The 26398-nt window shown below is 52.4% G+C and carries 20 protein-coding genes and 7 tRNA genes; 23 read left to right on the forward strand and 4 right to left on the reverse strand.

Going from position 1 to position 26398, the window contains the following annotated elements:
- Position 1 precedes the first annotated feature (1 nt).
- Complete coding sequence (gene glnS, locus HVZ52_RS16085; RefSeq protein WP_181598457.1) at positions 2–1669, reverse strand: glutamine--tRNA ligase; 1668 nt, start codon at positions 1667–1669, stop codon at positions 2–4.
- 187 nt (positions 1670–1856) lie between these two features.
- Positions 1857–3806 carry a PTS N-acetyl glucosamine transporter subunit IIABC gene (gene nagE / locus HVZ52_RS16090; protein ID WP_016152249.1) on the reverse strand — a complete coding sequence of 650 codons (1950 nt, stop codon included), beginning with the start codon at positions 3804–3806 and terminating at the stop codon, positions 1857–1859.
- 342 nt (positions 3807–4148) lie between these two features.
- Between nagE and nagB the strand changes: the two genes are divergently transcribed.
- The 12 genes from nagB to HVZ52_RS16150 all read left to right on the forward strand — a co-directional run bounded on the left by nagB (position 4149) and on the right by HVZ52_RS16150 (position 11143).
- Positions 4149–4949: a glucosamine-6-phosphate deaminase gene (gene nagB / locus HVZ52_RS16095; RefSeq protein ID WP_003022803.1), complete on the forward strand. Its 801-nt coding sequence runs from the start codon at positions 4149–4151 to the stop codon at positions 4947–4949.
- A 60-nt stretch (positions 4950–5009) separates the two neighbouring features.
- Positions 5010–6158 carry an N-acetylglucosamine-6-phosphate deacetylase gene (nagA, locus tag HVZ52_RS16100; RefSeq protein WP_053388594.1) on the forward strand — a complete coding sequence of 383 codons (1149 nt, stop codon included), beginning with the start codon at positions 5010–5012 and terminating at the stop codon, positions 6156–6158.
- Positions 6159–6166: 8 nt separating this feature from the next.
- Positions 6167–7387 carry an N-acetylglucosamine repressor gene (locus tag HVZ52_RS16105; RefSeq protein ID WP_016152247.1) on the forward strand — a complete coding sequence of 407 codons (1221 nt, stop codon included), beginning with the start codon at positions 6167–6169 and terminating at the stop codon, positions 7385–7387.
- Positions 7388–7544: 157 nt separating this feature from the next.
- On the forward strand, positions 7545–8297 hold the full coding sequence (gene nagD, locus HVZ52_RS16110; RefSeq protein WP_005121413.1) for a ribonucleotide monophosphatase NagD: 753 nt from the start codon (positions 7545–7547) through the stop codon (positions 8295–8297).
- Between the two features lie 252 nt (positions 8298–8549).
- On the forward strand, positions 8550–10214 hold the full coding sequence (gene asnB, locus HVZ52_RS16115; RefSeq protein ID WP_003835552.1) for an asparagine synthase B: 1665 nt from the start codon (positions 8550–8552) through the stop codon (positions 10212–10214).
- Between the two features lie 222 nt (positions 10215–10436).
- Positions 10437–10513: transfer RNA gene (locus HVZ52_RS16120), tRNA-Met, on the forward strand.
- An 8-nt stretch (positions 10514–10521) separates the two neighbouring features.
- Positions 10522–10606 (forward strand) — tRNA-Leu (locus tag HVZ52_RS16125).
- A 23-nt stretch (positions 10607–10629) separates the two neighbouring features.
- Positions 10630–10704, forward strand: a tRNA-Gln gene (locus HVZ52_RS16130).
- Between the two features lie 37 nt (positions 10705–10741).
- Positions 10742–10816: transfer RNA gene (locus tag HVZ52_RS16135), tRNA-Gln, on the forward strand.
- Between the two features lie 21 nt (positions 10817–10837).
- Positions 10838–10914: transfer RNA gene (locus HVZ52_RS16140), tRNA-Met, on the forward strand.
- A 43-nt stretch (positions 10915–10957) separates the two neighbouring features.
- Positions 10958–11032 (forward strand) — tRNA-Gln (locus tag HVZ52_RS16145).
- 36 nt (positions 11033–11068) lie between these two features.
- Positions 11069–11143 (forward strand) — tRNA-Gln (locus tag HVZ52_RS16150).
- Positions 11144–11246: 103 nt separating this feature from the next.
- Here the strand turns inward: HVZ52_RS16150 and ubiF are convergent.
- Positions 11247–12422 carry a 3-demethoxyubiquinol 3-hydroxylase gene (ubiF, locus tag HVZ52_RS16155; RefSeq protein ID WP_049040671.1) on the reverse strand — a complete coding sequence of 392 codons (1176 nt, stop codon included), beginning with the start codon at positions 12420–12422 and terminating at the stop codon, positions 11247–11249.
- Positions 12423–12567: 145 nt separating this feature from the next.
- Here ubiF and miaB point away from each other — a divergent pair, with 145 nt between their 5' ends.
- The 10 genes from miaB to rihA all read left to right on the forward strand — a co-directional run bounded on the left by miaB (position 12568) and on the right by rihA (position 23050).
- Entirely contained in the window at positions 12568–13998 is a 1431-nt protein-coding gene (gene miaB, locus HVZ52_RS16160) for a tRNA (N6-isopentenyl adenosine(37)-C2)-methylthiotransferase MiaB (RefSeq protein ID WP_016152245.1), read from the forward strand.
- Positions 13999–14189: 191 nt separating this feature from the next.
- A complete protein-coding gene (locus HVZ52_RS16165) occupies positions 14190–15236 on the forward strand; it encodes a PhoH family protein (protein WP_019076268.1) in 1047 nt (348 codons plus the stop codon).
- Positions 15233–15700, forward strand: a complete 468-nt coding sequence (ybeY, locus tag HVZ52_RS16170; RefSeq protein WP_003835559.1) for an rRNA maturation RNase YbeY — start codon at positions 15233–15235, stop codon at positions 15698–15700. The genes HVZ52_RS16165 and ybeY overlap by 4 nt, the downstream gene beginning before the upstream one ends.
- A gap of 162 nt (positions 15701–15862) precedes the next feature.
- A complete protein-coding gene (gene corC / locus HVZ52_RS16175) occupies positions 15863–16741 on the forward strand; it encodes a CNNM family magnesium/cobalt transport protein CorC (RefSeq protein ID WP_005121418.1) in 879 nt (292 codons plus the stop codon).
- 24 nt (positions 16742–16765) lie between these two features.
- On the forward strand, positions 16766–18304 hold the full coding sequence (gene lnt, locus HVZ52_RS16180; protein WP_181598458.1) for an apolipoprotein N-acyltransferase: 1539 nt from the start codon (positions 16766–16768) through the stop codon (positions 18302–18304).
- Between the two features lie 357 nt (positions 18305–18661).
- Positions 18662–19570, forward strand: coding sequence for a glutamate/aspartate ABC transporter substrate-binding protein GltI (gene gltI, locus HVZ52_RS16185; protein ID WP_016152242.1), 909 nt, complete (start codon positions 18662–18664; stop codon positions 19568–19570).
- Between the two features lie 288 nt (positions 19571–19858).
- A complete protein-coding gene (gene gltJ / locus HVZ52_RS16190; protein ID WP_053388590.1) occupies positions 19859–20599 on the forward strand; it encodes a glutamate/aspartate ABC transporter permease GltJ in 741 nt (246 codons plus the stop codon).
- Positions 20599–21273, forward strand: coding sequence for a glutamate/aspartate ABC transporter permease GltK (gene gltK, locus HVZ52_RS16195; protein WP_003022757.1), 675 nt, complete (start codon positions 20599–20601; stop codon positions 21271–21273). The genes gltJ and gltK overlap by 1 nt, the downstream gene beginning before the upstream one ends.
- Entirely contained in the window at positions 21273–21998 is a 726-nt protein-coding gene (gltL, locus tag HVZ52_RS16200) for a glutamate/aspartate ABC transporter ATP-binding protein GltL (protein WP_003022754.1), read from the forward strand. The genes gltK and gltL overlap by 1 nt, the downstream gene beginning before the upstream one ends.
- 116 nt (positions 21999–22114) lie before the next feature.
- A complete protein-coding gene (gene rihA / locus HVZ52_RS16205) occupies positions 22115–23050 on the forward strand; it encodes a pyrimidine-specific ribonucleoside hydrolase RihA (protein ID WP_181598459.1) in 936 nt (311 codons plus the stop codon).
- Between the two features lie 45 nt (positions 23051–23095).
- Here the strand turns inward: rihA and HVZ52_RS16210 are convergent, their stop codons facing one another.
- Positions 23096–23578: a zinc ribbon-containing protein gene (locus HVZ52_RS16210; RefSeq protein WP_003022748.1), complete on the reverse strand. Its 483-nt coding sequence runs from the start codon at positions 23576–23578 to the stop codon at positions 23096–23098.
- A 235-nt stretch (positions 23579–23813) separates the two neighbouring features.
- Between HVZ52_RS16210 and leuS the strand changes: the two genes are divergently transcribed.
- Positions 23814–26396: a leucine--tRNA ligase gene (gene leuS, locus HVZ52_RS16215; protein WP_149380543.1), complete on the forward strand. Its 2583-nt coding sequence runs from the start codon at positions 23814–23816 to the stop codon at positions 26394–26396.
- Positions 26397–26398: the final 2 nt, after the last annotated feature.

Raw genomic sequence — 26398 nt, forward strand, 5'->3', positions numbered from 1 at the left:
ATTACTCGCCGACTTTAGCCCACGTATCGCGCAGACCTACAGTGCGGTTAAATACCAGCTTGTCAGCGGTTGCATAGCGGCTGTCCAGGCAGAAGTAGCCTTCACGCTCAAACTGGAACGCTTTACCTGCAATCGCAGCCTGCAGTGACGGCTCACCGTAGCCCTGCTTAATGACCAGCGATTCCGGGTTGATAACGGACAGGAAGTCTTCCGCCGCACCTGGGTTTGGCACGCTAAACAGACGATCGTACAAACGGATTTCAATCGGCAGCGCATAGGACGCGCTCACCCAGTGAATAACACCTTTTACTTTACGACCATCAGCCGGATCTTTGCTCAGGGTGTCGGCATCGTAGGTGCAGAAAATGGTGGTGATATTCCCTTCTGCATCTTTCTCTACACGTTCAGCCTTGATCACGTAAGCATTACGCAGACGTACTTCTTTGCCCATCACCAGACGCTTGTACTGCTTGTTCGCTTCTTCGCGGAAGTCTGCGCGATCGATCCAAATTTCACCGCTAAACGGCACTTCACGGCTGCCCATTTCCGGTTTGTTCGGATGGTTAGGCATGGTAACCAACTCGCTTTCGCCCTGCGGGTAGTTTTCGATAACCAGTTTCACCGGATCGATAACTGCCATCGCGCGCGGGGCGTTTTCGTTCAGATCTTCGCGAATGCAGGACTCCAGAGAAGCAATCTCAATGGTGTTATCCTGCTTGGTCACGCCAATGCGTTTGCAGAACTCACGAATAGCGGCAGCAGTATAACCACGACGACGCAGGCCAGAAATCGTCGGCATACGCGGATCGTCCCAGCCTTCAACGTGCTTGTCGGTCACCAGCAGGTTCAGCTTACGCTTGGACATCACGGTGTATTCCAGATTCAGGCGCGAGAATTCGTACTGGCGCGGGTGAACCGGAATGGTGATGTTGTCCAGCACCCAGTCGTACAAACGACGGTTATCCTGGAACTCCAGCGTACACAGTGAATGCGTAATGCCTTCCAGCGCATCGCTGATGCAGTGGGTAAAATCGTACATCGGGTAGATGCACCACTTGTTGCCGGTCTGGTGGTGTTCGGCGAACTTAATACGGTACAGCACCGGATCGCGCATCACGATAAACGGCGAAGCCATATCGATTTTCGCGCGCAGGCAGGCTTTACCTTCTTCAAAACCACCGGTACGCATTTTTTCGAACAGCGCCAGGTTCTCTTCGACGTTACGATCGCGGAACGGGCTGTTTTTACCCGGCTGCGTCAGAGTGCCGCGGTATTCGCGGATCTCCTCCGCTGACAGTTCATCAACGTACGCCAGGCCTTTATTAATAAGCTCTACCGCATAGGCGTGAAGCTGATCGAAGTAATCCGAAGAGTAGCGAATATCGCCAGTCCAGTGGAAACCTAACCATTCAACGTCGTTTTTAATCGACTCAACGTACTCGATATCTTCTTTAACCGGGTTCGTATCATCAAAACGCAGGTTGCACTGGCCCTGGTAATCTTGCGCAATGCCAAAGTTCAGACAAATGGATTTCGCGTGGCCAATGTGCAGATAGCCATTTGGCTCCGGCGGAAAACGTGTATGGATAGTGGTGTGCTTACCACTGGCCAGATCTTCATCGATGATCTGACGAATAAAGTTACTCGGGCGGGCTTCAGCCTCACTCATCGTGGATTCCTCAAAGCGTAAACAACGTATAACGGAACATGATCTTATAAGCGACGTCAGGAGACAACTATTAGTTGCACAAAAAAGGTGTTTCAACAGGATATATGAGGGTATTTGCTGCAAAAAAAAGCGGCGGAGGAATATCCCCCGCCGCTTAAGGCACTTAACTCACTTTACTCAGGAGCAGTTATTTACCTTTAATCTCATACAGTGGTGTTTGACCAGCAACCACATGACCTTCGGCTTTAATGACCAGAGCACCGAAATCATCGCTGTTGCTGCACACAACCGGGCTAATCATGGAACGTGCGTTAGCGTTCAGGAACTCCAGATCCATTTCCAGAATCGGTTGACCTGCAGTCACTTCCGCACCTTCTTCAACCAGACGCTTAAAGCCTTTACCTTCCAGCGCTACTGTATCGATACCCATGTGGACCACGATTTCCGCGCCTTTAACGGTTTCCAGACAGAACGCATGGTTAGTGTTGAAGATTTTCACGATGGTGCCGGCAGCCGGAGCAACCACGATTTTATCCGTTGGCTTCACCGCCACGCCGTCGCCTACAGCTTTGCTGGCGAAGGCTTCATCAGGCACCTGCTCCAGCGCAACCACGTCACCGGTAATCGGAGAAACTAAAGTTTCAACGGTTACTGCGTTCGCTACAGCTTGCGGTTTAGCAACCGGAGCCGCTGCTGCTGGCGCACTTTCACCAGACGCTGCGGCCACCGGGCCACGCGCGACAACTTTCTTCATTTCGTCGCCGATAGATTCGGCCTTCGCACCCACGATGACCTGGATAGTTTGCTTGTTCAGCTTAACCACTCCAGATGCGCCTAAACGTTTACACATCGCATCATTTACGCGACCGGAGTCGGCAACGGTCAGACGCAGACGAGTGATACAGGCATCAATCGCTTTCAGGTTATCGGTACCGCCAACTGCTGCAATGTAGTTGGTTGCCAGTTGAGCCAGACCTTCTTCAGTGTTGCTGTTTGCTTCTTCAGTAACGATATCGTCTTCTTTATCTTCACGGCCCGGCGTTTTCAGGTTAAACATACGAATAACCGCGCTGAACAACACAAAGTAAATGACGAAGAACACCAGGCCCATCACGACCAGCATCCAGACGTTCTGACTTGCCGCCGGCAGGTTGTACATCAACACGTAGTCGATAGCCCCTGCGGAGAAGGAGAAGCCCGCGTGGATCCCCAGCAGTGTTGCAACGAACAGGCTGATACCCGTTAACAGTGCGTGCAGGAGGTACAGCAATGGCGCCAGGAACATGAACAGGAATTCCAGCGGCTCGGTAACACCGGTCAGGAACGCGGTGATCGCAACGGACAGCAGCATACCGCCAACCATCGGACGACGTGCTTTCGGAGCGGCGAAGTACATTGCCAGCGCCGCACCCGGCAGACCAAACATCATGATCGGGAAGAAGCCAGACATGAACATACCCGCAGTGCCGTCACCCGCGTAGAAGCGGTTGATGTCACCGTGGAATACGGTACCTGCAGCGTTAGTGAATTCACCAATCTGGAACCAGGCGATGGTGTTCAGCACCTGATGCAGACCGGTTGGGATCAGCAGACGGTTGATGAAACCAAAGATACCGGAACCCAGCGCGCCAGCGCCTACGATCCACTCACCTCCCGCATGGATGGCGTTCTGCACCGGCGGCCACACGTAGCCGAAGATAGCAGCCAGCACCAGACAGAAGAAGCCAGTGGCGATCGGCACGAAGCGTTTGCCGCCAAAGAAGCTCAGGAAGTCAGGTAATTTGATACCAGACCAACGGTTATACACTGCACCGCCGACCAGACCAGTGATGATACCTGCCAGCACGCCCATGTTGATGGCCGGGTTAATGGTAACCATTGCTTTGGTCAATATGAAATAACCGACCGCACCCGCCAGCGCTGCAGCACCCGCGCTGTCTTTTGACCAGCTGGAAGCCACACCGATAGCGAAAATTAACGCCAGGTTATCAAAGATGGCCCCACCCGCTTGCGCGATGAAGGGTACGTTAAGTAAATCTGGTTGGCCGAATCGCAGCAGCAGTGCCGCGACTGGCAGCACAGCGATGGGGAGCTGTAACGCCCTACCCAGCCGCTGGAAAAAACCTAAAATATTCATTTTATTCCCCCTACGAGACCCCGATTAGGCTTCTTTGAAGCCATATTTTTATTGTGCGACCATTCCTGACAGCAAGATTCTGGAACAACAATATTAACCATTCATCTACATTCAGAGTGTGTGAAAATTTAATTCGTATCGCAAATTAAATGCGTGTTTTTTGTGATTCCAGTCACCAAATATCGTTATTAACCCTCCCTTCCACTGGCTAACTACGAAAACTTATTTTATCATTCAAAAAATCGAAACGGATTGATCCTTACCGATGCAAAACCAGGTTACGCTTAATACTGCACAGAGACTCAATCCGCCAATTGCTTACATTTACTTTTGAGGTGAAGAATGAGACTGATCCCCCTGAATACCGCTGAACAAGTCGGCAAATGGGCTGCTCGCCATATCGTTAACCGTATTAACGCGTTCAAACCAACGGCTGATCGTCCGTTCGTTTTGGGCCTGCCGACTGGCGGTACTCCGCTGACAGCCTACAAAGCATTGGTTGAAATGCACAAAGCGGGCCAGGTAAGCTTCAAGCATGTTGTGACGTTCAATATGGACGAATATGTTGGCCTGCCGAAAGAGCATCCGGAAAGCTACCATAGCTTCATGCATCGCAACTTCTTTGATCACGTTGATATTCCAGCAGAAAACATCAACCTCCTCAATGGTAACGCACCGGATATTGATGCAGAATGCCGTCAGTATGAAGAGAAAATCCGTTCTTACGGTAAAATCCACCTGTTTATGGGCGGCGTAGGCAACGATGGTCACATCGCGTTCAACGAACCAGCCTCTTCTTTGGCTTCCCGTACCCGCATCAAAACGCTGACTCACGACACGCGTGTTGCGAACTCACGCTTCTTTGACGGCGACGTAAGCCAGGTACCTAAATATGCGCTGACCGTTGGCGTGGGCACCCTGCTGGATGCCGAAGAAGTGATGATCCTGGTACTGGGCCACCAGAAAGCGCAGGCGCTGCAAGCCGCCGTTGAAGGCAACGTTAACCATATGTGGACCATCAGCTGTCTGCAGCTGCATCCGAAAGCCGTTGTGGTCTGCGATGAGCCTTCCACTATGGAACTGAAAGTGAAGACGCTGAAATACTTTAACGAGTTAGAAGCGGAAAATATTAAAGGTCTGTAATTGATGTCTCCGCCCTGTCGATAAGTTGCAGGGCGGCATTTTTTGAAATCGGGGGTCGGAATGTATGCTTTAACCCAGGGCCGGATTTTTACCGGTCACGAAATTCTTGATGACCATGCGATTGTTGTCGCCAATGGCCTGATTGACAGCGTTTGCCCACTGGCTGAGTTACCGTCAGGAATTGAACAGCGCTCACTGAATGGGGCCATTGTTTCCCCCGGTTTTATCGATGTACAGCTAAACGGCTGCGGCGGCGTACAGTTTAACGATACGGCAGAAGCCGTGACCGTTGAAACGCTGGAAATCATGCAGAAAGCCAATGAAAAATCTGGCTGCACCAGCTACCTGCCAACGCTTATCACCACCAGCGATGACCTAATGAAACAAGGCGTTCGCGTCATGCGTGAATACCTGGCGAAACACCCAAATCAGGCACTAGGGCTTCATCTGGAAGGCCCGTGGCTGAATCTGGTGAAAAAAGGCACCCATAATCCGGGATTTGTCCGTCAACCGGACGCTGCGCTGGTTGATTTCCTGTGCAATAATGCCGATGTGATCACCAAAGTAACGCTGGCGCCAGAAATGGTCCCGGTAGAGGTCATTACCAAACTGGTGAATGCGGGTATTGTGGTTTCTGCGGGTCACTCAAATGCAACGGTAAAAGAAGCAAAAATTGGGTTCCGCGCAGGCATCACCTTTGCGACGCATCTGTTTAACGCGATGCCGTACATTACCGGCCGCGAACCTGGTCTGGCGGGCGCTATTCTTGATGAAGCCGATATCTACTGCGGCATCATCGCCGATGGCCTCCACGTTGATTACGTTAACATTCGTAATGCCAAACGCCTGAAAGGCGACAAGCTGTGCCTGGTCACCGACGCAACCGCACCAGCAGGTGCAAACATTGAACAGTTCATTTTCGCTGGTAAAACAATATACTACCGTAATGGATTGTGCGTTGATGAGAACGGTACACTGAGCGGCTCATCATTAACCATGATTGAAGGCGTACGCAATCTGGTCGAACATGCGAATATCGCTCTCGACGAGGTCTTACGTATGGCAACGCTCTACCCTGCTCGCGCCATTGGCGTCGACAAACAACTCGGCAGCATCGCGCCAGGCAAAGTAGCCAACCTGACTGCGTTCACGCACGATTATAAAATTATCAAGACCATCGTTAATGGCAACGAGGTCGTTACTGAGTAAGAGAAAGAATGACACCAGGCGGACAAGCTCAAATAGGTAATGTTGATCTCGTAAAACAGCTTAACAGCGCGGCGGTTTATCGCCTGATTGACCAGCATGGGCCAATCTCGCGAATTCAAATTGCCGAGCAAAGCCAGCTTGCCCCCGCCAGCGTAACGAAAATTACGCGTCAATTGATTGAACGCGGGCTGATCAAAGAAGTCGACCAGCAGGCCTCCACCGGGGGCCGCCGCGCTATCTCTATCGTCACCGAAACCCGCAATTTCCACGCGATTGGCGTTCGCTTAGGCCGCCACGATACTACGCTCACGCTCTATGATATGAGCAGTAAAGTGGTCGCTGAAGAGCATTATCCCCTCCCGGAGCGCACCCAGGAAACGCTGGAGTATGCGCTGCTCAACACCATTGCCACCTTTATTGAGAACTGCCAGCGGAAAATCCGCGAGCTGGTTGCGATTTCCGTCATTCTGCCAGGCCTTGTTGATCCTGAAAGCGGCGTCATCCGCTATATGCCGCACATTCAGGTCGAAAACTGGGGGCTGGTCGAAGCACTCGAAAAACGCTTTAAGGTCACCTGCTTTGTCGGTCACGATATTCGCAGTCTGGCGCTGGCCGAGCACTATTTCGGGGCAAGCCAGGATTGCGAAGACTCCATTTTGGTGCGTGTTCACCGCGGAACCGGGGCGGGAATCATCTCCAATGGCCGAATTTTTATTGGTCGCAATGGCAACGTGGGTGAGATTGGCCATATTCAGGTAGAGCCGCTGGGTGAGCGCTGTCACTGCGGTAATTTCGGCTGTCTGGAAACAATTGCCGCTAATGCCTCTATTGAACACCGCGTGCAGAACTTATTGAAACAGGGTTATCCAAGCCGACTCACGCTGGATGATTGCGGCATTAAAGCCATCTGTAAGGCGGCTAATAAAGGCGATAACCTGGCATCAGAAGTCATTGAGCACGTTGGTCGTCACCTGGGTAAAACCATCGCCATCGCCATCAACCTGTTTAACCCACAAAAAATCGTCATTGCGGGCGAAATTACCGAGGCTGATAAAGTGCTGCTGCCTGCTATAGAAAGCTGTATCAACACGCAGGCGTTGAAAGCGTTTCGCCACAATTTACCGGTGGTTCGTTCCACGCTGGATCACCGCTCAGCCATTGGCGCCTTTGCGCTGGTGAAGCGTGCGATGCTCAACGGTACATTGCTGCAACGTTTGCTGGAAAGCTAATACCAAGCAGCCTCTGCGTTAGCTGCATCTGCTCACCCCAGTCACTTACTTCAGTAAGCTCCCGGGGTTCTCAGACTTGTGCCGCCTTGATGCAACTCGAATGATTTAGTGTATTTTGTGTATAGTAATGCCTTCTTTTTTTGATGTCGGATTGTCCATGGCCATTAAGAATGTAATTTGTGATATCGACGGCGTGCTGATGCACGACAATGTTGCCGTACCGGGTGCGGCAGAATTTCTGACTGGGATCCTGGAAAAAGGCCTGCCGTTAGTTTTGCTGACTAACTATCCTTCACAGACCGGGCAGGATTTGGCAAACCGCTTCGCCACCGCGGGTGTGAATGTCCCTGATAGCGTCTTTTATACTTCCGCCATGGCTACCGCTGATTTTCTTCGCCGCCAGGAAGGGAAAAAGGCCTACGTGGTAGGTGAAGGTGCGTTAATTCACGAGCTGTATAAAGCCGGGTTTACTATTACTGACGTGAACCCCGATTTTGTGATTGTTGGCGAGACGCGATCCTATAACTGGGACATGATGCATAAAGCGGCATATTTTGTGGCCAACGGTGCGCGTTTCATCGCCACAAACCCGGATACTCACGGACGCGGTTTTTATCCTGCCTGCGGTGCGCTGTGCGCCGGTATCGAAAAAATCTCTGGCCGCAAGCCGTTTTATGTGGGCAAACCCAGCCCGTGGATTATTCGCGCGGCGCTCAACAAAATGCAGGCGCATTCGGAAGAGACCGTTATCGTTGGCGACAACCTGCGTACCGATATTCTGGCGGGCTTCCAGGCGGGTCTCGAAACCATCCTGGTATTGTCTGGCGTTTCGACGCTCGACGACATTGACAGCATGCCGTTCAGACCAAGCTGGATTTACCCGTCCGTTGCGGAAATTGATGTGATTTGATGCGTAAGCCGGATAAGACGCCCCCGCGTCATATCCGGCCAGAAGAAATCCTTCCATTTAATAAAATCGCCATAAAATTATCGATTCATTAATAAACCCGTCTATTCTGTAATCTTTTTTCACCAATCCACAATGACCATTGCGTTTTTTATTTTCTGACCCGTAATTCACTTGCGCCCTCTCCAGCTTTGCGGCATTTTCTTTATCAAGCAAACATAAAAAGCATCACGCAACAGGTTAACGGAGAAGGTTATGTGTTCTATTTTTGGCGTATTCGATATTAAAACTGACGCAGTTGAACTGCGTAAAAAAGCCCTGGAATTGTCTCGTCTGATGCGCCATCGCGGCCCGGACTGGTCGGGTATTTACGCCAGTGATAACGCCATTCTGGCGCACGAACGTCTGTCCATCGTCGACGTCAACGCCGGTGCTCAGCCGCTGTACAACGTGAAGAAAACGCATATCCTGGCGGTTAACGGTGAAATTTATAACCATCAGGCGCTGCGCGCTGAATATGGCGATCGCTATCAGTTCCAGACCGGTTCCGACTGCGAAGTTATCCTTGCGTTGTATCAGGAAAAAGGCCCAGAGTTTCTGGATGACCTGCAAGGCATGTTTGCTTTTGCTCTGTACGACAGCGAGCAGGACGCTTACCTGATCGGTCGCGATCATATCGGGATCATCCCGCTGTATATGGGTTACGACGAGCACGGTAACTTCTACGTTGCGTCTGAAATGAAAGCTCTGGTTCCCGTGTGTCGCACGATCAAAGAATTCCCGGCCGGTAGCTATTTATGGAGTAAAGACGGCGAAATTCGTCAGTACTATCAGCGCGACTGGTTTGAATACGATGCGGTAAAAGACAACGTTACCGATAAAAACGAGTTGCGTCAGGCACTGGAAGATGCAGTGAAAAGCCACCTGATGTCAGATGTTCCTTATGGTGTATTGCTGTCCGGCGGTCTGGATTCATCCGTCATTTCCGCAATCACCAAAAAATACGCCGCGCGTCGTGTTGAAGATCAGGAGCGTAGCGAAGCCTGGTGGCCGCAGTTGCACTCCTTCGCCGTAGGCCTGGAAGGCGCTCCAGACCTGAAAGCCGCACAAGAGGTGGCGAACCATCTGGGTACTGTACACCATGAGATCCACTTCACCGTGCAGGAAGGTTTGGATGCTATCCGCGACGTGATTTATCACATCGAAACTTACGATGTTACGACGATTCGCGCCTCGACCCCGATGTACTTAATGTCGCGTAAAATTAAAGCGATGGGCATTAAAATGGTGCTGTCGGGCGAAGGTTCTGACGAAGTATTTGGCGGCTATCTCTATTTCCACAAAGCACCAGATGCAAAAGAGCTGCACGAAGAGACCGTGCGTAAGCTGCAGGCGCTGCATATGTTCGACTGTGCCCGTGCCAACAAAGCTATGTCGGCCTGGGGAGTGGAAGCTCGCGTGCCCTTCCTGGATAAGAAATTCCTTGATGTGGCGATGCGCATCAACCCGCAGGACAAAATGTGCGGCAACGGCAAAATGGAAAAACATGTTCTACGTGAATGTTTTGAATCCTACCTGCCAGCAAGCGTTGCATGGCGCCAGAAAGAGCAGTTCTCCGATGGTGTCGGTTACAGCTGGATTGATACCCTGAAAGAGGTGGCCGCTGAGCAAGTTTCTGACCAACAACTGGAAACCGCCAGCTTCCGTTTCCCTTACAACACGCCATCATCTAAAGAAGCGTATTTGTACCGTGAGATTTTCGAAGAGCTGTTCCCGGTTGCGAGCGCTGCGGAATGTGTGCCTGGTGGGCCGTCTGTTGCCTGTTCTTCTGCCAAAGCAATCGAATGGGATGAGGCGTTTAAAACCATGAACGATCCTTCTGGTCGTGCGGTTGGCGTACATCAGTCCGCTTATAAATAAGTTAATCCTTAGAAAAGGGCCCTGCGGGGCTCTTTTTTATGTCTATTTTCTGTGCAAAAAAACAATTAATAACTAATAATTGCCGAATATTGCGTCATGCTGTTCGCAACCTAACCAAACAGTCACATTCCAGCTATTTTCAATGAAAAAGGGGTTGACGCTTCAAGGCTCAATACGCATAATGCGCCCCGCAACGCCGATAAGGTTACGCGAAAAAAAGATGGCTACGTAGCTCAGCTGGTTAGAGCACATCACTCATAATGATGGGGTCACAGGTTCGAATCCCGTCGTAGCCACCATCTTTTTTGCGGGAGTGGCGAAATTGGTAGACGCACCAGATTTAGGTTCTGGCGCCGCAAGGTGTGCGAGTTCAAGTCTCGCCTCCCGCACCATTCACCCGTAAGCGTTGCACGGATGGGGTATCGCCAAGCGGTAAGGCACCGGTTTTTGATACCGGCATTCCCTGGTTCGAATCCAGGTACCCCAGCCATTTTTTCTTCGATGTAGCGGTTCATCGCAACGGTCATTGGGGTATCGCCAAGCGGTAAGGCACCGGTTTTTGATACCGGCATTCCCTGGTTCGAATCCAGGTACCCCAGCCATCGAAGAATATGATAATATCTGGCTACGTAGCTCAGCTGGTTAGAGCACATCACTCATAATGATGGGGTCACAGGTTCGAATCCCGTCGTAGCCACCATATTAAGGACGTATCGACTCGTTCGGTAAATCCAAAAAATTGTTGGGGTATCGCCAAGCGGTAAGGCTCTGGTTTCTGATACCAGCATTCCGAGGTTCGAATCCTCGTACCCCAGCCAATTTCAAAAAGCCGTCCATTCTGTGGATGCACCCGTTGGGGTATCGCCAAGCGGTAAGGCTCTGGTTTCTGATACCAGCATTCCGAGGTTCGAATCCTCGTACCCCAGCCATATTAAAAAAGCTCGCTTCGGCGAGCTTTTTGCTTTTCTGCATTTATTATCTGATGGCACTACGCTTACCAGGCCTACAACGTTCTCTGTAGGCCTGTCTGAATTACAATCCTAACGCGTACTTGAGTGCCTGGCGTTTCAGCACGCCGGCGCGCTCTGCGGCCATTAGCCCAAGATTACGCATGATACGCAGCGGCTGCAGGTTGTTGCTAAATCCTGCGTAGAACAGATCCATGCCGCTTTGCATGATGAAATTGTCAGTCATGCGACGGTTCTGATAGCGCTTCAGCACCGGCTGGCTTGCCCAGGACTCACCGTAGCTGCGCGCATTCACCAGCACGTCAATCAGCGCATCCACATCACGGAACCCCAAATTAACGCCCTGCCCCGCCAGCGGATGAATGGTATGCGCGGCGTCACCCACCAGCGCCAGTCCTGGCTGCACATATTGCAGCGCGTGACGGCGCGTTAGCGGGAATGCCCCCGCTGCTACAGGCGTAACGTTACCGAGTCGCGATGGGAAATGTTTGGCGATCTCCACCTGCAGTTGCGACATATTCAAACCTTGCAACTGACGGATACGCGCCGGTGAGTCGTACCACACCAGCGAGGCCCAGTTATCAAACAGCGGTAAAAATGCGCGCGGACCGTCAGGGGTGAATTGCTGCCAGGTGCTGTCTCCCGGCGAATTCTCGCATTGTACGGTTATCAACATACAGGACTGCGCATATTGCCAGGCATGGATACCAATCCCGGCCATTTTCCGCACCTGAGAATTTGCGCCATCGGCGCCGATGACCAGCTTCGCGCTGATTTTTTCGCCACCAGCCAGCTCAAGCTCATGCCGATCGTTATGTTGATGCAGAGAGATCAGCGACGCAGGCACGCGCAGTGTGACTTTGGGGTGAACGTCCAGAGCCTGCCAGAGCGCCTGTTGCAGGACCGTGTTTTCCACCATATAGCCCAGCAAGGGCAGCTTAAGCTCGGCGGCATCAAACATCACATGGGCATTTTCCCATTCCCACGTTTCCAGACGACGGTAAGGATGGCTGCGCATCCCCTGAACCGTATCCCAGACGCCCAGCCCTTTCAGTAACGACACGGAGGCGGAGCTGATGGCCGAAATTCTGACATCAGGCTGTCCGTCAGCCACAAACGGCGCGGGAACGGCATGCTCAATGACCGTTACCGTAAATCCATGCTGCGCCAGTCCTAGCGCCAGCGCGCCGCCGACCATCCCCCCACCGACAATGGCAATTTCCGTTGGTTGATTTGTCATGGTCAATTATCCTGTTACATGTATTGTGTAAGTTTACAGGATTTTTTACCCCTTGAGGCTGACATCCGTCATACTGGTCACAACCGCGCCAAAGCAGTACACTATGCGCCCTGCATTTCAGCCACAATTTCGCAAGAGCAAGTCGATGACCAAAAAACTCCATATTAAAACCTGGGGCTGTCAGATGAACGAATACGATTCATCGAAGATGGCCGATCTGCTGGATGCCACCCATGGGTATCAACTGACCGACGTGGCCGAAGAAGCGGATGTGCTGCTGCTGAATACCTGCTCTATCCGTGAGAAGGCTCAGGAAAAAGTCTTCCATCAGTTGGGCCGCTGGAAGCTGTTAAAAGAGAAAAACCCCAAGCTGATCATCGGTGTCGGTGGCTGTGTTGCGTCTCAGGAAGGCGACCATATTCGCCAACGCGCGCACTATGTCGATATTATTTTTGGGCCGCAAACCCTGCATCGTCTACCGGAAATGATTAACAAAGTGCGTGGAAGTACCACCCGTAGCCCGGTGGTTGATATCAGTTTCCCGGAGATCGAAAAATTCGACCGCCTACCGGAACCGCGTGCTGAAGGTCCAAGCGCTTTCGTGTCAATCATGGAAGGTTGTAATAAATATTGTACTTACTGCGTGGTGCCATACACCCGCGGTGAGGAAGTAAGCCGTCCGGCGGACGATATCCTGTTTGAAATCGCCCAGCTTGCGGCGCAAGGCGTGCGTGAAGTGAACCTGCTGGGACAAAACGTGAACGCCTGGCGCGGTGAGAACTACGACGGCACGATCGGATCTTTTGCCGATCTGCTGCGGCTGGTCGCGGCGATCGATGGCATTGACCGTATCCGCTTCACCACCAGCCATCCGATCGAATTCACCGATGATATCATTGAAGTGTATCGTGACACGCCAGAACTGGTGAGCTTCCTGCACCTGCCGGTACAGAGCGGTTCAGATCGCGTACTGAACCTGATGGGACGCACCCATACCGCGCTGGAATATAAAGCGATCATCCGCAAACTGCGCGCAGCGCGTCCGGATATCCAGATTAGCTCCGACTTCATCGTTGGCTTCCCAGGCGAAACCACGCAGGATTTCGAGCAGACCATGAAGTTGATTGCAGACGTCAATTTTGACATGAGCTACAGCTTTATCTTCTCTGCGCGTCCAGGCACCCCTGCCGCCGATATGGTTGACGACGTGCCGGAAGAAGAGAAAAAACAGCGCCTGTATATTCTGCAAGAGCGTATTAACCAGCAAGCTATGGCCTGGAGCCGTCGCATGGTCGGCACGACCCAGCGCATTCTGGTTGAAGGCACATCGCGTAAAAGCATCATGGAACTGTCTGGCCGTACCGAAAATAACCGAGTGGTGAACTTTGAAGGCAACCCGGAGATGGTCGGTAAGTTCGTGGATGTAGAAATTACCGATGTCTGGACGAACTCCCTGCGCGGTAAAGTGGTGCGCACCGAAGACGAAATGGGTCTGCGCATCGCTGAATCCCCTGAGTCGGTTATTGCGCGTACCCGCAAAGAAAACGATCTGGGCGTCGGTATTTATCAGCCTTAATCTTCAATGCCCGATGGCGCTACGCTTGTCGGGCTTACTCTTCTGGGCTCGCTGCCCCGGCGGGCCTTGTAATCTATCTCATCATCCCCATATTTACCGCAATGCTTGCGCCTTTCCCCCATGGCGTGAATAATTTCCTTAGATGCCGGTAAATGTTCAGCGTCCGGCAAGACATGCAAAAGAGGAACAGTTTGAACATAGACACTCGTGAAATCACACTTGAACCCGCAGACAATGCCCGCCTGTTGAGCCTTTGCGGCCCATTTGATGACAACATCAAGCAGTTGGAACGTCGCCTCGGCATCGAAATTAACCGCCGTGATAACCACTTTAAGCTGACCGGTCGCCCAATTTGCGTCACCGCGGCGGCAGATATTTTACGTAGCCTGTACGTCGATACTGCCCCAATGCGTGGTCAGACGCAGGACATTGAGCCTGAACAAATTCATCTGGCAATTAAAGAAGCGCGAGTGCTTGAGCAAAGCGCAGACAGCGTGCCGGAATTTGGCAAAGCGGTGAACATCAAAACCAAGCGCGGGGTAATTAAGCCGCGTACGCCGAACCAGGCACAATACATTGCGAATATCCTCGACCATGACATCACCTTTGGCGTTGGCCCTGCGGGTACGGGTAAAACATATCTTGCGGTTGCCGCTGCGGTTGATGCGCTTGAGCGTCAGGAGATCCGTCGAATTCTGCTGACCCGCCCGGCAGTGGAAGCGGGCGAAAAACTCGGCTTCCTGCCGGGTGACCTCAGCCAGAAAGTCGATCCCTACTTACGACCGCTGTATGACGCACTGTTCGAAATGCTCGGGTTTGAGAAGGTCGAAAAGCTGATTGAGCGTAACGTCATTGAAGTTGCGCCGCTGGCCTACATGCGTGGTCGTACATTAAACGATGCGTTCATCATTCTTGATGAGAGCCAGAACACCACCATCGAACAGATGAAAATGTTCCTGACCCGTATCGGCTTTAACTCTAAAGCGGTTATCACCGGCGATATCACCCAGATTGACCTGCCGCGAAGCACCAAATCCGGTCTGCGTCATGCCATTGAAGTGCTGGCTGAAGTCGACGAAATTAGTTTTAATTTCTTCCATAGCGAAGACGTGGTTCGCCACCCGGTGGTCGCCCGTATCGTCACGGCGTATGAAGCCTGGGAAGAAGCAGAACAGAAACGCAAAGCCGAGCTGGCTGCAGAACGCAAGCGCGAAGCTCAGGAGCAGGAACAAAAATGAGTCAGGTTATTCTCGATTTACAGCTGGCATGTGAAGACGAATCCGGTTTACCAACAGAAAGTCAGTTTCAGGGTTGGCTGGATGCGGTGATCCCACAGTTTCAGGAAGAGTCTGAAGTTACCATTCGTCTGGTCGATGACGCGGAAAGCCACGAGCTGAACCTGACCTATCGCGGGAAAGATAAATCAACCAACGTACTCTCTTTCCCGTTTGAAGCCCCGCCGGGCATTGAAATGCCGCTGCTGGGCGATTTGATCATCTGCCGTCAGGTAGTCGAGAAAGAAGCGCAGGAACAAGGCAAACCGCTTGAGGCCCACTGGGCGCATATGGTGGTGCACGGTAGCCTGCATTTACTCGGTTACGACCATATCGAAGACGATGAAGCGGAAGAGATGGAATCCCTCGAAACAGAGATTATGCTTGCTCTGGGCTATGAGGATCCGTACATTGCCGAGAAAGAATAAGCATTTCGAAATCTTGTAAGCCTGATAAGGCGCAGCCGCCATCAGGTATTGCGCCTTATCCGGCTTACCTGGTTTGAAGTACGATGAAGAGATATGCCGTCAACAGCTGAATATACGCATGACGAGCTTTGTATTAACTAACATGAGAACCCATACGACGCCATGAGCGACGACAATTCACACAGTAGTGACACCTTAAACAGCAAAAAGGGATTTTTCTCCCTGTTACTGAGCCAACTTTTCCACGGTGAACCAAAAAACCGCGACGAACTGTTGGAGCTGATCCGTGATTCCGGGCAAAACGACCTTATCGATGAAGATACGCGCGATATGCTCGAAGGGGTGATGGATATTGCGGACCAACGCGTGCGCGACATCATGATTCCTCGCTCTCAGATGATTACCCTGAAACGCAACCAGACCCTGGACGAATGTCTCGATGTCATTATCGAGTCTGCCCACTCGCGTTTCCCGGTGATCAGCGAAGACAAAGATCACATTGAAGGGATTCTGATGGCCAAAGATCTGCTGCCGTTTATGCGCAGCGATGCCGAAGCCTTCAGCATGGAGAAAGTGTTACGCCAGGCGGTTGTCGTACCTGAAAGCAAGCGAGTTGACCGCATGCTGAAAGAGTTCCGCTCCCAGCGTTATCATATGGCTATCGTCATCGACGAATTCGGCGGTGTCTCAGGTCTGGTGACCATTGAGGACATCCTTGAACTGATCGTGGGTGAAATTGAAGATGAGTACGACGAAGAAGACGATATCGATTTCCGTCAGCTTAGTCGCCACACCTGGACCATTCGCGCTCTGGCGCCGATCGAAGACTTCAACGACGCTTTCGGTACCCATTTTAGCGACGAAGAAGTAGATACCATCGGCGGGCTGGTCATGCAGGCCTTTGGTCATCTGCCCGCGCGCGGGGAGACTATCGACATTGATGGTTACCAGTTCAAAGTGGCAATGGCCGACAGCCGTCGTATTATTCAGGTTCATGTCAGAATTCCGGACGACTCACCCCAGCCCAAACTGGACGAATAAACCCGAAACTGGATCTAAGACTACATGGCATTTGCCCCATTAATTGAACGCCAGCGCATTCGCCTGCTGCTGGCGTTATTATTCGGTGCCTGCGGGACGCTGGCTTTCTCTCCGTATGACATCTGGCCCGCTGCGATCGTTTCGCTGATGGGCCTGCAGGCTCTTACCTTCAATCGCCGTCCGCTCCAGTCTGCCGCAATCGGCTACTTTTGGGGATTGGGGCTGTTTGGCTCCGGCATCAACTGGGTTTACGTCAGCATCGCGCAGTTTGGCGGTATGCCGGGCCCCATTAATGTGTTCCTCGTGGTTCTGCTTGCCGCATACCTTTCCCTCTACACCGGCCTGTTTGCCGGCGTGTTGGCGCGTCTGTGGCCGAAAACCACCTGGATACGCGTGGCGATTGCCGCGCCGGTCGTCTGGCAAATAACCGAATTCCTGCGCGGCTGGGTACTGACCGGCTTCCCGTGGCTACAGTTCGGCTACAGTCAGATCGACGGTCCGTTAAAAGGGCTGGCTCCGGTAATGGGCGTTGAGGCGATTAACTTCCTGCTGATGGTGGTTAGCGGCCTGCTGGCGCTGGCGCTGGTGACGCGTAACTGGAAACCGCTGATTGCCGCGCTAGTGCTCTTTGCTCTGCCCTTTCCGCTGCGCTATATCCAGTGGTACACGCTTGAGCCGGAAAAAACCACTCAGGTCTCAATGGTGCAGGGTGACATTCCGCAGTCGCTCAAATGGGATGAAGGTCAGTTACTCAACACCCTGAAGATTTATCTCGACGCCACCCAGCCTGAGATGGGCAAATCACAGCTGATCATCTGGCCAGAATCCGCTATCCCGGACCTGGAAATTAATCAGCAGCGTTTCCTGGGCATGATGGATGACCTGCTGAGATCGAAAGACAGCACGCTGATTACCGGTATCGTTGACGCACGGCTGAACAAGCAGAATCGTTACGACACCTACAACACCATCATCACGCTGGGTAAAGACAGCCCGTACAGTTACGACTCCAGCAACCGCTACAACAAAAACCATCTGGTACCGTTTGGCGAGTTCGTCCCGCTGGAATCGATCCTGCGCCCGTTAGCGCCGTTCTTTGACCTGCCAATGTCGTCTTTCAGCCGTGGGCCTTATGTGCAGCCACAGTTGCATGCGCACGGCTTTAAGCTGACGGCTGCCATCTGCTATGAAATCATTCTTGGCGAACAGGTACGGGATAATTTCCGCCCGGATACGGACTACCTGCTGACGATTTCCAACGATGCCTGGTTTGGTAAATCCATCGGCCCGTGGCAGCACTTCCAGATGGCGCGTATGCGTTCCCTCGAGCTGGCGCGCCCTCTGCTGCGTAGCACCAACAACGGTATTACGGCGGTGATTGGTCCACAGGGTGAGATTCAGGCGATGATCCCGCAGTTTACCCGCCAGGTCCTGACCACCAGCGTGACGCCAACGACGGGCTTAACCCCTTATGCCCGTACCGGTAACTGGCCGCTCTGGCTGCTTACCGCGCTGTTTGGCTTTGGTGCGGTGGTAATGAGCCTGCGCCAACGTCGTAAGTAACCTTCCTTTCCCGGCCGGATAACGTTTCGCTTATCCGGCCCACAAAACATTTCCCGCTCCCCATTCTGGCACGTCTATTGCTTTGTTCTACAAGACAAATGCAGTTTTGGCTGAATGTGCAACCTGGTCGCACCAACGTTGAGCGCCGGTAGCACCTGAAAAGTGCAACAAGATATTTTTGCCCCCAAATGGTGCGGCGCACCTCGCAAAAATAAACAATAAAACAGCAAATTCTTTACATTCATCCAAACTAAATGTTAACAAACATATACAAGACTGCACGTTTTAGTAGCAAACAATAACAACATCACAATGGGTATCAATGCGTCCCTGGCGCAGACGATAAAGGAGTTGGATATGCAATTACGTAAGCTCGCCACTGCCATGCTGGTCATGGGAATGTCCGCCGGTCTGGCGCACGCAGAAGACGCAGCACCAGCGGCAGGCAGCACGCTGGACAAGATCGCCAAAAACGGCGTGATTGTGGTCGGCCACCGTGAATCATCGGTACCGTTTTCTTACTACGATAACCAGCAAAAAGTGGTCGGTTATTCACAGGATTACTCCAACGCGATCGTTGAAGCCGTGAAGAAAAAGCTGAACAAGCCTGACCTGCAGGTGAAACTGATCCCGATTACTTCACAAAACCGTATCCCGCTACTGCAAAACGGCACCTTCGACTTTGAATGTGGCTCCACCACCAACAACGTCGAGCGCCAAAAACAAGCGGCTTTCTCTGACACCATTTTCGTCGTCGGTACTCGTCTGCTGGCGAAAAAAGGCGGCGACGTCAAAGATTTCGCCGATCTGAAAGGTAAAGCCGTAGTCGTGACCTCGGGTACCACCTCAGAGGTGCTGCTGCACAAGCTGAATGAAGAACAAAAAATGGATATGCGCATCATCAGCGCGAAAGACCACGGTGACTCTTTCCGTACTCTGGAAAGCGGCCGCGCCGTTGCCTTTATGATGGATGACGCCCTGCTGGCTGGCGAGCGCGCGAAGGCGAAGAAACCAGACAACTGGGAGATCGTCGGCAAGCCACAGTCTCAGGAAGCTTACGGCTGCATGCTGCGTAAAGATGACCCTCAGTTCAAAAAGCTGATGGATGACACTATCGCCAAGGCGCAGACCTCAGGCGAAGCTGAGAAATGGTTTGATAAGTGGTTTAAAAATCCAATTCCACCGAAGAACCTGAACATGAATTTCGAACTGTCAGACGAGATGAAAGCCCTGTTCAAAGAACCGAATGATAAAGCGCTTAACTAATTAATTAGAAGAGTACACAAAACCTTTCAAGTTATATCGAGGCGGCAACTGAGCGAATTCCCGGGCGCTTACATGAGTAAGTAACCGGGATGAATAAAGGCAGCCAACAACGAGATATCTTGAAGGATGAAGTGTAATCAGGGAGGCTTCCCCTCCCTCTCGATTGCTACTCAGCACGGACAGACTATAAGCCTGATGGTCGTTCCCCATCAGGCCTGAAAACCGCAAAACGCTGAATAACAATCTTCGGGGGTAGCGCTGCTACCCTTTTTTTTCTGGAGTAGATTTATGTCTATAGACTGGAACTGGGGTATTTTTTTACAACAAGCCCCGTTCGGCAACACCACCTATCTCGGCTGGCTCTGGAGTGGTTTCCAGGTCACTGTCGCGTTATCTATCACCGCCTGGGTTATCGCTTTCCTCATCGGCTCTTTATTCGGCATCTTACGTACCGTACCAAATCGTTTCCTTTCCGGGATCGGCACGCTGTACGTCGAGCTGTTTCGTAACGTTCCGCTCATCGTCCAGTTTTTTACCTGGTATCTGGTCATTCCTGAACTGCTGCCGGAAAACATCGGGATGTGGTTTAAGTCAGAACTGGATCCCAACATTCAGTTCTTCCTCTCATCCATGCTTTGTCTGGGGCTGTTTACCGCTGCGCGCGTCTGCGAACAGGTTCGTGCCGCTATTCAGTCTCTGCCTCGCGGGCAGAAAAATGCCGCGCTGGCGATGGGGCTGACGTTGCCGCAGGCCTACCGCTATGTTCTGCTACCAAACGCTTACCGCGTGATTGTTCCGCCAATGACCTCGGAGATGATGAACCTGGTAAAGAACTCCGCGATCGCCTCCACTATCGGCCTGGTCGATATGGCTGCGCAAGCGGGAAAACTACTGGATTACTCCGCCCACGCATGGGAATCGTTTACGGCCATCACTCTGGCCTACGTACTGATTAACGCCATCATCATGCTGGTGATGAATCTCGTCGAACGCAAAATCCGCCTGCCTGGCAATTTGGGAGGCAAATAATGTACGAATTTGACTGGAGTTCTATCGTCCCTTCCCTGCCGTATCTGCTGGATGGGCTGATCATCACGCTGAAAATCACCGTCACGGCAGTCGTCATTGGTATCGTCTGGGGGACCATCCTTGCAGTAATGCGTCTGTCCAGCTTCGCGCCAATTGCCTGGTTTGCGAAGGGCTACGTCAACGTATTCCGCTCCATTCCGCTGGTGATGGTGCTGCTGTGGTTCTACCTGATTGTGCCCGGCTTCCTGCAAAACGTGCTGGGTCTGTCGCCAAAAACCGATATTCGCCTGATCTCAGCGATGGTCGCATTTTCGATGTTTGAAGCCGCGTACTATTCCGAGATTATCCGCGCCGGTATCCAGAGTATTTCTCGCGGGCAGTCCAGTGCCGCGCTGGCGCTGGGGATGACCCATTGGCAGTCGATGAAGCTCATCATTCTGCCGCAGGCATTCCGCGCGATGGTGCCGCTGCTGCTTACCCAAGGCATCGTACTCTTCCAGGATACCTCGCTGGTCTATGTATTGAGTCTGGCAGACTTCTTCCGTACCGCCTCCACCATTGGTGAGCGTGACGGCACGCAGGTTGAAATGATCCTGTTTGCTGGCGCCGTTTATTTCGTATTCAGTCTGAGCGCATCGTTGTTGGTCAGCTATTTGAAGAAAAGGACAGTTTAATGATTACCCTGAAAAATGTTTCTAAATGGTATGGTCACTTTCAGGTGCTGACCGACTGCTCCACGGAAGTGAAAAAAGGTGAAGTGGTGGTGGTCTGCGGCCCGTCAGGTTCAGGTAAATCAACGCTTATCAAAACGGTGAACGGGCTGGAGCCGGTACAACAGGGCGTCATCACCGTTGATGGTACCGTGGTGAATGATAAAAAGACCGATCTGGCCAAACTGCGCTCTCGCGTTGGCATGGTGTTCCAGCACTTTGAACTGTTCCCGCATCTGTCGATTATTGAGAACCTGACTCTGGCGCAGGTAAAAGTGCTTAAACGCGATAAAAAGCCGGCCCGCGACAAAGCGCAAAAGTTACTGGAACGCGTTGGTCTGTCAGCGCATGCCGAGAAGTTTCCAGCTCAGCTCTCCGGGGGCCAGCAACAGCGTGTCGCCATCGCTCGGGCGCTGTGCATGGATCCTATCGCTATGCTGTTTGACGAACCGACGTCAGCACTCGACCCAGAAATGATCAACGAAGTACTGGACGTCATGGTTGAACTGGCCAATGAAGGGATGACCATGATGGTGGTTACCCACGAAATGGGCTTTGCGCGTAAAGTGGCGAACCGGGTGATCTTCATGGATGAAGGGAAGATTGTTGAAGACTCACCGAAAGAAGAGTTCTTCGCTAATCCAAAATCAGACCGTGCCAAAGACTTCCTCGCGAAAATCCTGCACTAATTTTGCTGGCGCGCACCTCCATGTGCGCGCCACCTCACGATTTATCTCTTCACTTCTCGAAACAGGCACAGCCCAGCGTTAACCTTGTCACAAAGTCCCACTTACAAGGAGCAACAATGGCACTTCCTATCCTGTTTGATTGCGATCCAGGTCATGACGACGCTATCGCAATTGTTCTCGCCCTCGCTTCACCTGAACTGGATGTGAAAGCGATAACCTCCTCTGCCGGTAACCAGACCCCCGACAAAACGCTGCGTAACGTATTGCGTATGTTAACGTTGCTCAACCGCACGGATATCCCAGTGGCCGGTGGCGCAGTCAAACCGCTGATGCGCGACCTGATAATTGCCGATAACGTCCACGGTGAGAGCGGGCTTGATGGCCCGGCGCTGCCTGAACCCGCTTTTGCTCCACAGGACTGTACCGCCGTGGAATTGATGGCGAAAACCCTGCGTAACAGTCAGGAACCGGTGACGATTGTCTCCACCGGGCCGCAAACTAACGTGGCATTGCTACTGAATAGCCATCCTGAACTGCACCCCCAAATTGCCCGTATCGTGATCATGGGTGGTGCAATGGGCCTCGGAAACTGGACGCCCGCCGCCGAGTTCAACATCTTCGTGGATCCAGAAGCCGCTGAGATCGTGTTCCAGTCGGGCATTCCGGTGGTGATGGCTGGACTGGATGTCACGCATAAAGCGCAAATACATCGTGAAGATACCGAACGGTTCCGCGCTATCGGCAATCCCATTTCGACAATCGTTGCTGAGCTACTCGACTTCTTCTTTGAATATCACAAAGATGAAAAATGGGGATTTATTGGCGCGCCGCTGCACGATCCATGCACCATTGCCTGGCTGCTGAAACCTGAACTGTTTACCACCGTTGAACGCTGGGTTGGTGTGGAAACTCAGGGCAAATACACCCAGGGAATGACCGTGGTTGACTACTACTTCCTGAGCGGCAATAAGCCAAACGCCACCGTAATGGTGGACGTGGATCGCGAAGGGTTTGTCGATCTGCTGGCAGAACGGTTGAAGTTTTACGCCTAATGCGTAGGCCGGATAAGACGCAGCGCGTCGCATCCGGCAACATTATCACGGCTCAAACGGTCGACGCTGGAACTGATCGTGTCCGCATTTCGGGCATAGCGGCAGCACATCAGGAGTGTACACCGCTAAATGGAAGTGGCACTTCTCGCACACCAGGTTGCCCAACCCGACCACCTCGCCGCTGTGATAAACCCCGTGATGGCTGAGGTCCTGGAACACTTCGCGCCATTCGAGCTGCGTTTTATCGGTAATATCGGCCAGTTCCTGCCAGATACTCTCTTTGATAACCCGCATAAAGACGCTGTCGGTCTCCTCATCGAGGCTTTCTTCATAGCTCAGAGCAAACTCTTCCAGGTCGCGTCTGACGGCCCGGGTGAGCTCTTCCACCTCGGTGCGCGTTAACTCCCCGGTCTGCATAACGCGCTGACGCGCCTGTTCCACCAACGCATCAATATCGCGTTCGCCATTACGCAGGCGTTCACTCAGTGAAGCCACCAGTTCACGGTAATATTGAGCAACCTTGTTCATCGCTTCGCCTCCTGGGTCGTTAACTGTCTATAATAATAGACGTTATTTACGCTACGCTTTGCAAGACTGTCCACAGAGTGTGTAAATTCGTGCAAGAATTATCCTTACGGGAATTCAACGTTGAATGCGCGAAAGGCTGTTTTGGCGCGGGCGTTTGGGCTATGCTATGCGGATCTAAAACACCACATCTAGAGCTACGTTTGTAGCTGTATTGAAAACAGGACCACTGGCTGCCATGCAAGAGCAATACCGCCCGGAAGAGATAGAATCCAAAGTACAGCTTCACTGGGATGAGAAGCGCACATTTGAAGTTACCGAAGACGAGAGCAAAGAGAAGTATTACTGCCTGTCTATGCTTCCCTATCCTTCTGGTCGACTACACATGGGCCACGTACGTAACTACACCATCGGTGACGTGATCGCTCGCTATCAGCGTATGCTGGGCAAAAACGTACTTCAGCCAATTGGCTGGGATGCGTTCGGCCTGCCTGCCGAAGGCGCTGCGGTTAAAAACAACACCGCCCCGGCACCGTGGACGTATGACAACATTGCATACATGAAAAACCAGCTCAAAATGCTTGGTTTCGGTTACGACTGGAGCCGTGAGCTGGCAACCTGCACCCCGGAATACTACCGCTGGGAACAGAAGTTCTTCACCGAGCTGTACAAAAAAGGGCTGGTGTACAAGAAAACGTCTGCCGTTAACTGGTGCCCGAACGACCAGACCGTACTGGCGAACGAACAGGTTATCGACGGCTGCTGCTGGCGTTGCGACACCAAAGTTGAGCGTAAAGAGATCCCGCAGTGGTTCATCAAAATCACCGCTTACGCTGACGAACTGTTGCGCGATCTGGATAATCTGGATCACTGGCCTGACACCGTGAAAACGATGCAGCGCAACTGGATTGGCCGTTCTGAAGGCGTGGAAATCACCTTCGATGTGAACGGTTACGACAACACGCTGACCGTCTACACCACACGCCCGGACACCTTTATGGGTGCGACCTACCTGGCGGTTGCTGCAGGTCATCCGCTGGCGCAGAAAGCCGCTGAAAATAACCCAGAATTGGCTGCCTTCATTGACGAATGCCGCAACACCAAGGTTGCTGAAGCCGAAATGGCGACCATGGAGAAGAAAGGCGTCGACACTGGTTTCAAAGCCGTTCACCCGCTGACTGGCGAAGAGATCCCGGTTTGGGCGGCAAACTTCGTGCTGATGGAATACGGTACAGGCGCAGTTATGGCCGTTCCGGGTCACGATCAGCGCGATTACGAATTTGCGACCAAATATGGCCTGACCATCAAGCCGGTAATTCTGACAGCTGAAGGCGCAGAGCCGGATTTGTCTGAACAAGCGCTGACCGAAAAAGGCGTGCTGTTTAACTCCGGTGAGTTTGACGGCCTCGACTTCGAAGCGGCCTTCAACGCCATTGCTGACAAGCTGGTAGCTAAAGGCGTGGGTGAGCGTAAAGTTAACTATCGTCTGCGTGACTGGGGTGTTTCCCGTCAGCGTTACTGGGGCGCGCCGATTCCGATGGTGACGCTGGAAGACGGTACCGTCCTGCCAACGCCAGAAGACCAACTGCCGGTTATTTTGCCGGAAGACGTAGTCATGGACGGTATTACCAGCCCAATCAAAGCCGATCCGGAGTGGGCGAAAACCACCGTTAACGGTATGCCTGCGCTGCGTGAAACTGACACCTTCGATACCTTTATGGAGTCGTCCTGGTACTACGCGCGCTACACCTGCCCGCAGTATCAGGAAGGTATGCTGGATTCCGACGCGGCGAACTACTGGCTGCCGGTTGATATCTACATTGGCGGTATTGAACACGCCATCATGCACCTGCTCTACTTCCGCTTCTTCCACAAACTGATGCGCGACGCAGGCATGGTCAACTCTAATGAACCAGCTAAACAGTTGCTGTGTCAGGGGATGGTTCTGGCCGATGCGTTCTACTACGTTGGCACCAACGGCGAACGTAACTGGGTTTCTCCGGTTGATGCCATCGTTGAGCGTGACGAAAAAGGTCGTATCGTCAAGGCTAAGGACGCAGAAGGCCATGAACTGGTGTATACCGGCATGAGCAAGATGTCCAAGTCAAAAAATAACGGTATCGACCCGCAGGTCATGGTTGAACGCTACGGCGCCGACACCGTACGTCTGTTCATGATGTTCGCTTCTCCGGCTGATATGACGCTGGAATGGCAGGAGTCCGGCGTTGAAGGGGCGAACCGCTTCCTGAAACGTGTCTGGAAACTGGTTTACGAACATACGTCCCAGGGAGATGTTGCTGCCCTGAACGTTGATGTGTTGAGCGAAGATCAAAAAGCGCTGCGTCGCGACGTGCATAAAACCATTGCTAAAGTTACCGATGATATCGGTCGTCGTCAGACCTTTAACACCGCGATTGCGGCGATTATGGAGCTGATGAACAAGCTGGCGAAAGCACCGCAGGCAGACGAGCAGGACAGAGCCCTGATGCAGGAAGCATTGCTGGCTGTTGTACGCATGCTCAACCCGTTCACCCCACACGTTTGCTTCACCCTGTGGCAGGCGCTGAAAGGCGAAGGCGATATCGACAACGCGCCGTGGCCGGTGGCGGACGAAGCAGCAATGGTTGAAGACTCAACGCTGGTTGTGGTTCAGGTAAACGGCAAAGTACGTGGCAAAATCACCGTTCCGGTAAACGCCACTGAAGAGCAGGTTCGTGAACGTGCTGGCCAGGAGCATCTGGTGGCAAAATATCTTGATGGTGTTACCGTACGTAAAGTGATTTATGTACCGGGTAAACTCCTCAATCTGGTCGTTGGCTAAGC

It is taken from the genome of Citrobacter sp. RHB36-C18 (assembly GCF_013814485.1).
Taxonomy (GTDB): Bacteria; Pseudomonadota; Gammaproteobacteria; order Enterobacterales; family Enterobacteriaceae; genus Citrobacter; species Citrobacter braakii.

Excerpts from the sequence above, each read along its gene's own strand:
- gltL (WP_003022754.1), top strand. The coding sequence starts at position 21,273 with ATGATTACCCTGAAAAATGTTTCTAAATGGTATGGTCACTTTCAGGTG.
- ubiF (WP_049040671.1), bottom strand. The coding sequence starts at position 12,422 with ATGACAAATCAACCAACGGAAATTGCCATTGTCGGTGGGGGGATGGTC.
- ybeY (WP_003835559.1), top strand. The coding sequence starts at position 15,233 with ATGAGTCAGGTTATTCTCGATTTACAGCTGGCATGTGAAGACGAATCC.
- glnS (WP_181598457.1), bottom strand. The coding sequence starts at position 1,669 with ATGAGTGAGGCTGAAGCCCGCCCGAGTAACTTTATTCGTCAGATCATC.
- nagD (WP_005121413.1), top strand. The coding sequence starts at position 7,545 with ATGGCCATTAAGAATGTAATTTGTGATATCGACGGCGTGCTGATGCAC.
- leuS (WP_149380543.1), top strand. The coding sequence starts at position 23,814 with ATGCAAGAGCAATACCGCCCGGAAGAGATAGAATCCAAAGTACAGCTT.
- nagA (WP_053388594.1), top strand. The coding sequence starts at position 5,010 with ATGTATGCTTTAACCCAGGGCCGGATTTTTACCGGTCACGAAATTCTT.
- gltI (WP_016152242.1), top strand. The coding sequence starts at position 18,662 with ATGCAATTACGTAAGCTCGCCACTGCCATGCTGGTCATGGGAATGTCC.
- HVZ52_RS16210 (WP_003022748.1), bottom strand. The coding sequence starts at position 23,578 with ATGAACAAGGTTGCTCAATATTACCGTGAACTGGTGGCTTCACTGAGT.
- miaB (WP_016152245.1), top strand. The coding sequence starts at position 12,568 with ATGACCAAAAAACTCCATATTAAAACCTGGGGCTGTCAGATGAACGAA.
- rihA (WP_181598459.1), top strand. The coding sequence starts at position 22,115 with ATGGCACTTCCTATCCTGTTTGATTGCGATCCAGGTCATGACGACGCT.
- HVZ52_RS16105 (WP_016152247.1), top strand. The coding sequence starts at position 6,167 with ATGACACCAGGCGGACAAGCTCAAATAGGTAATGTTGATCTCGTAAAA.
- gltK (WP_003022757.1), top strand. The coding sequence starts at position 20,599 with ATGTACGAATTTGACTGGAGTTCTATCGTCCCTTCCCTGCCGTATCTG.
- asnB (WP_003835552.1), top strand. The coding sequence starts at position 8,550 with ATGTGTTCTATTTTTGGCGTATTCGATATTAAAACTGACGCAGTTGAA.
- nagB (WP_003022803.1), top strand. The coding sequence starts at position 4,149 with ATGAGACTGATCCCCCTGAATACCGCTGAACAAGTCGGCAAATGGGCT.
- nagE (WP_016152249.1), bottom strand. The coding sequence starts at position 3,806 with ATGAATATTTTAGGTTTTTTCCAGCGGCTGGGTAGGGCGTTACAGCTC.
- lnt (WP_181598458.1), top strand. The coding sequence starts at position 16,766 with ATGGCATTTGCCCCATTAATTGAACGCCAGCGCATTCGCCTGCTGCTG.
- corC (WP_005121418.1), top strand. The coding sequence starts at position 15,863 with ATGAGCGACGACAATTCACACAGTAGTGACACCTTAAACAGCAAAAAG.
- gltJ (WP_053388590.1), top strand. The coding sequence starts at position 19,859 with ATGTCTATAGACTGGAACTGGGGTATTTTTTTACAACAAGCCCCGTTC.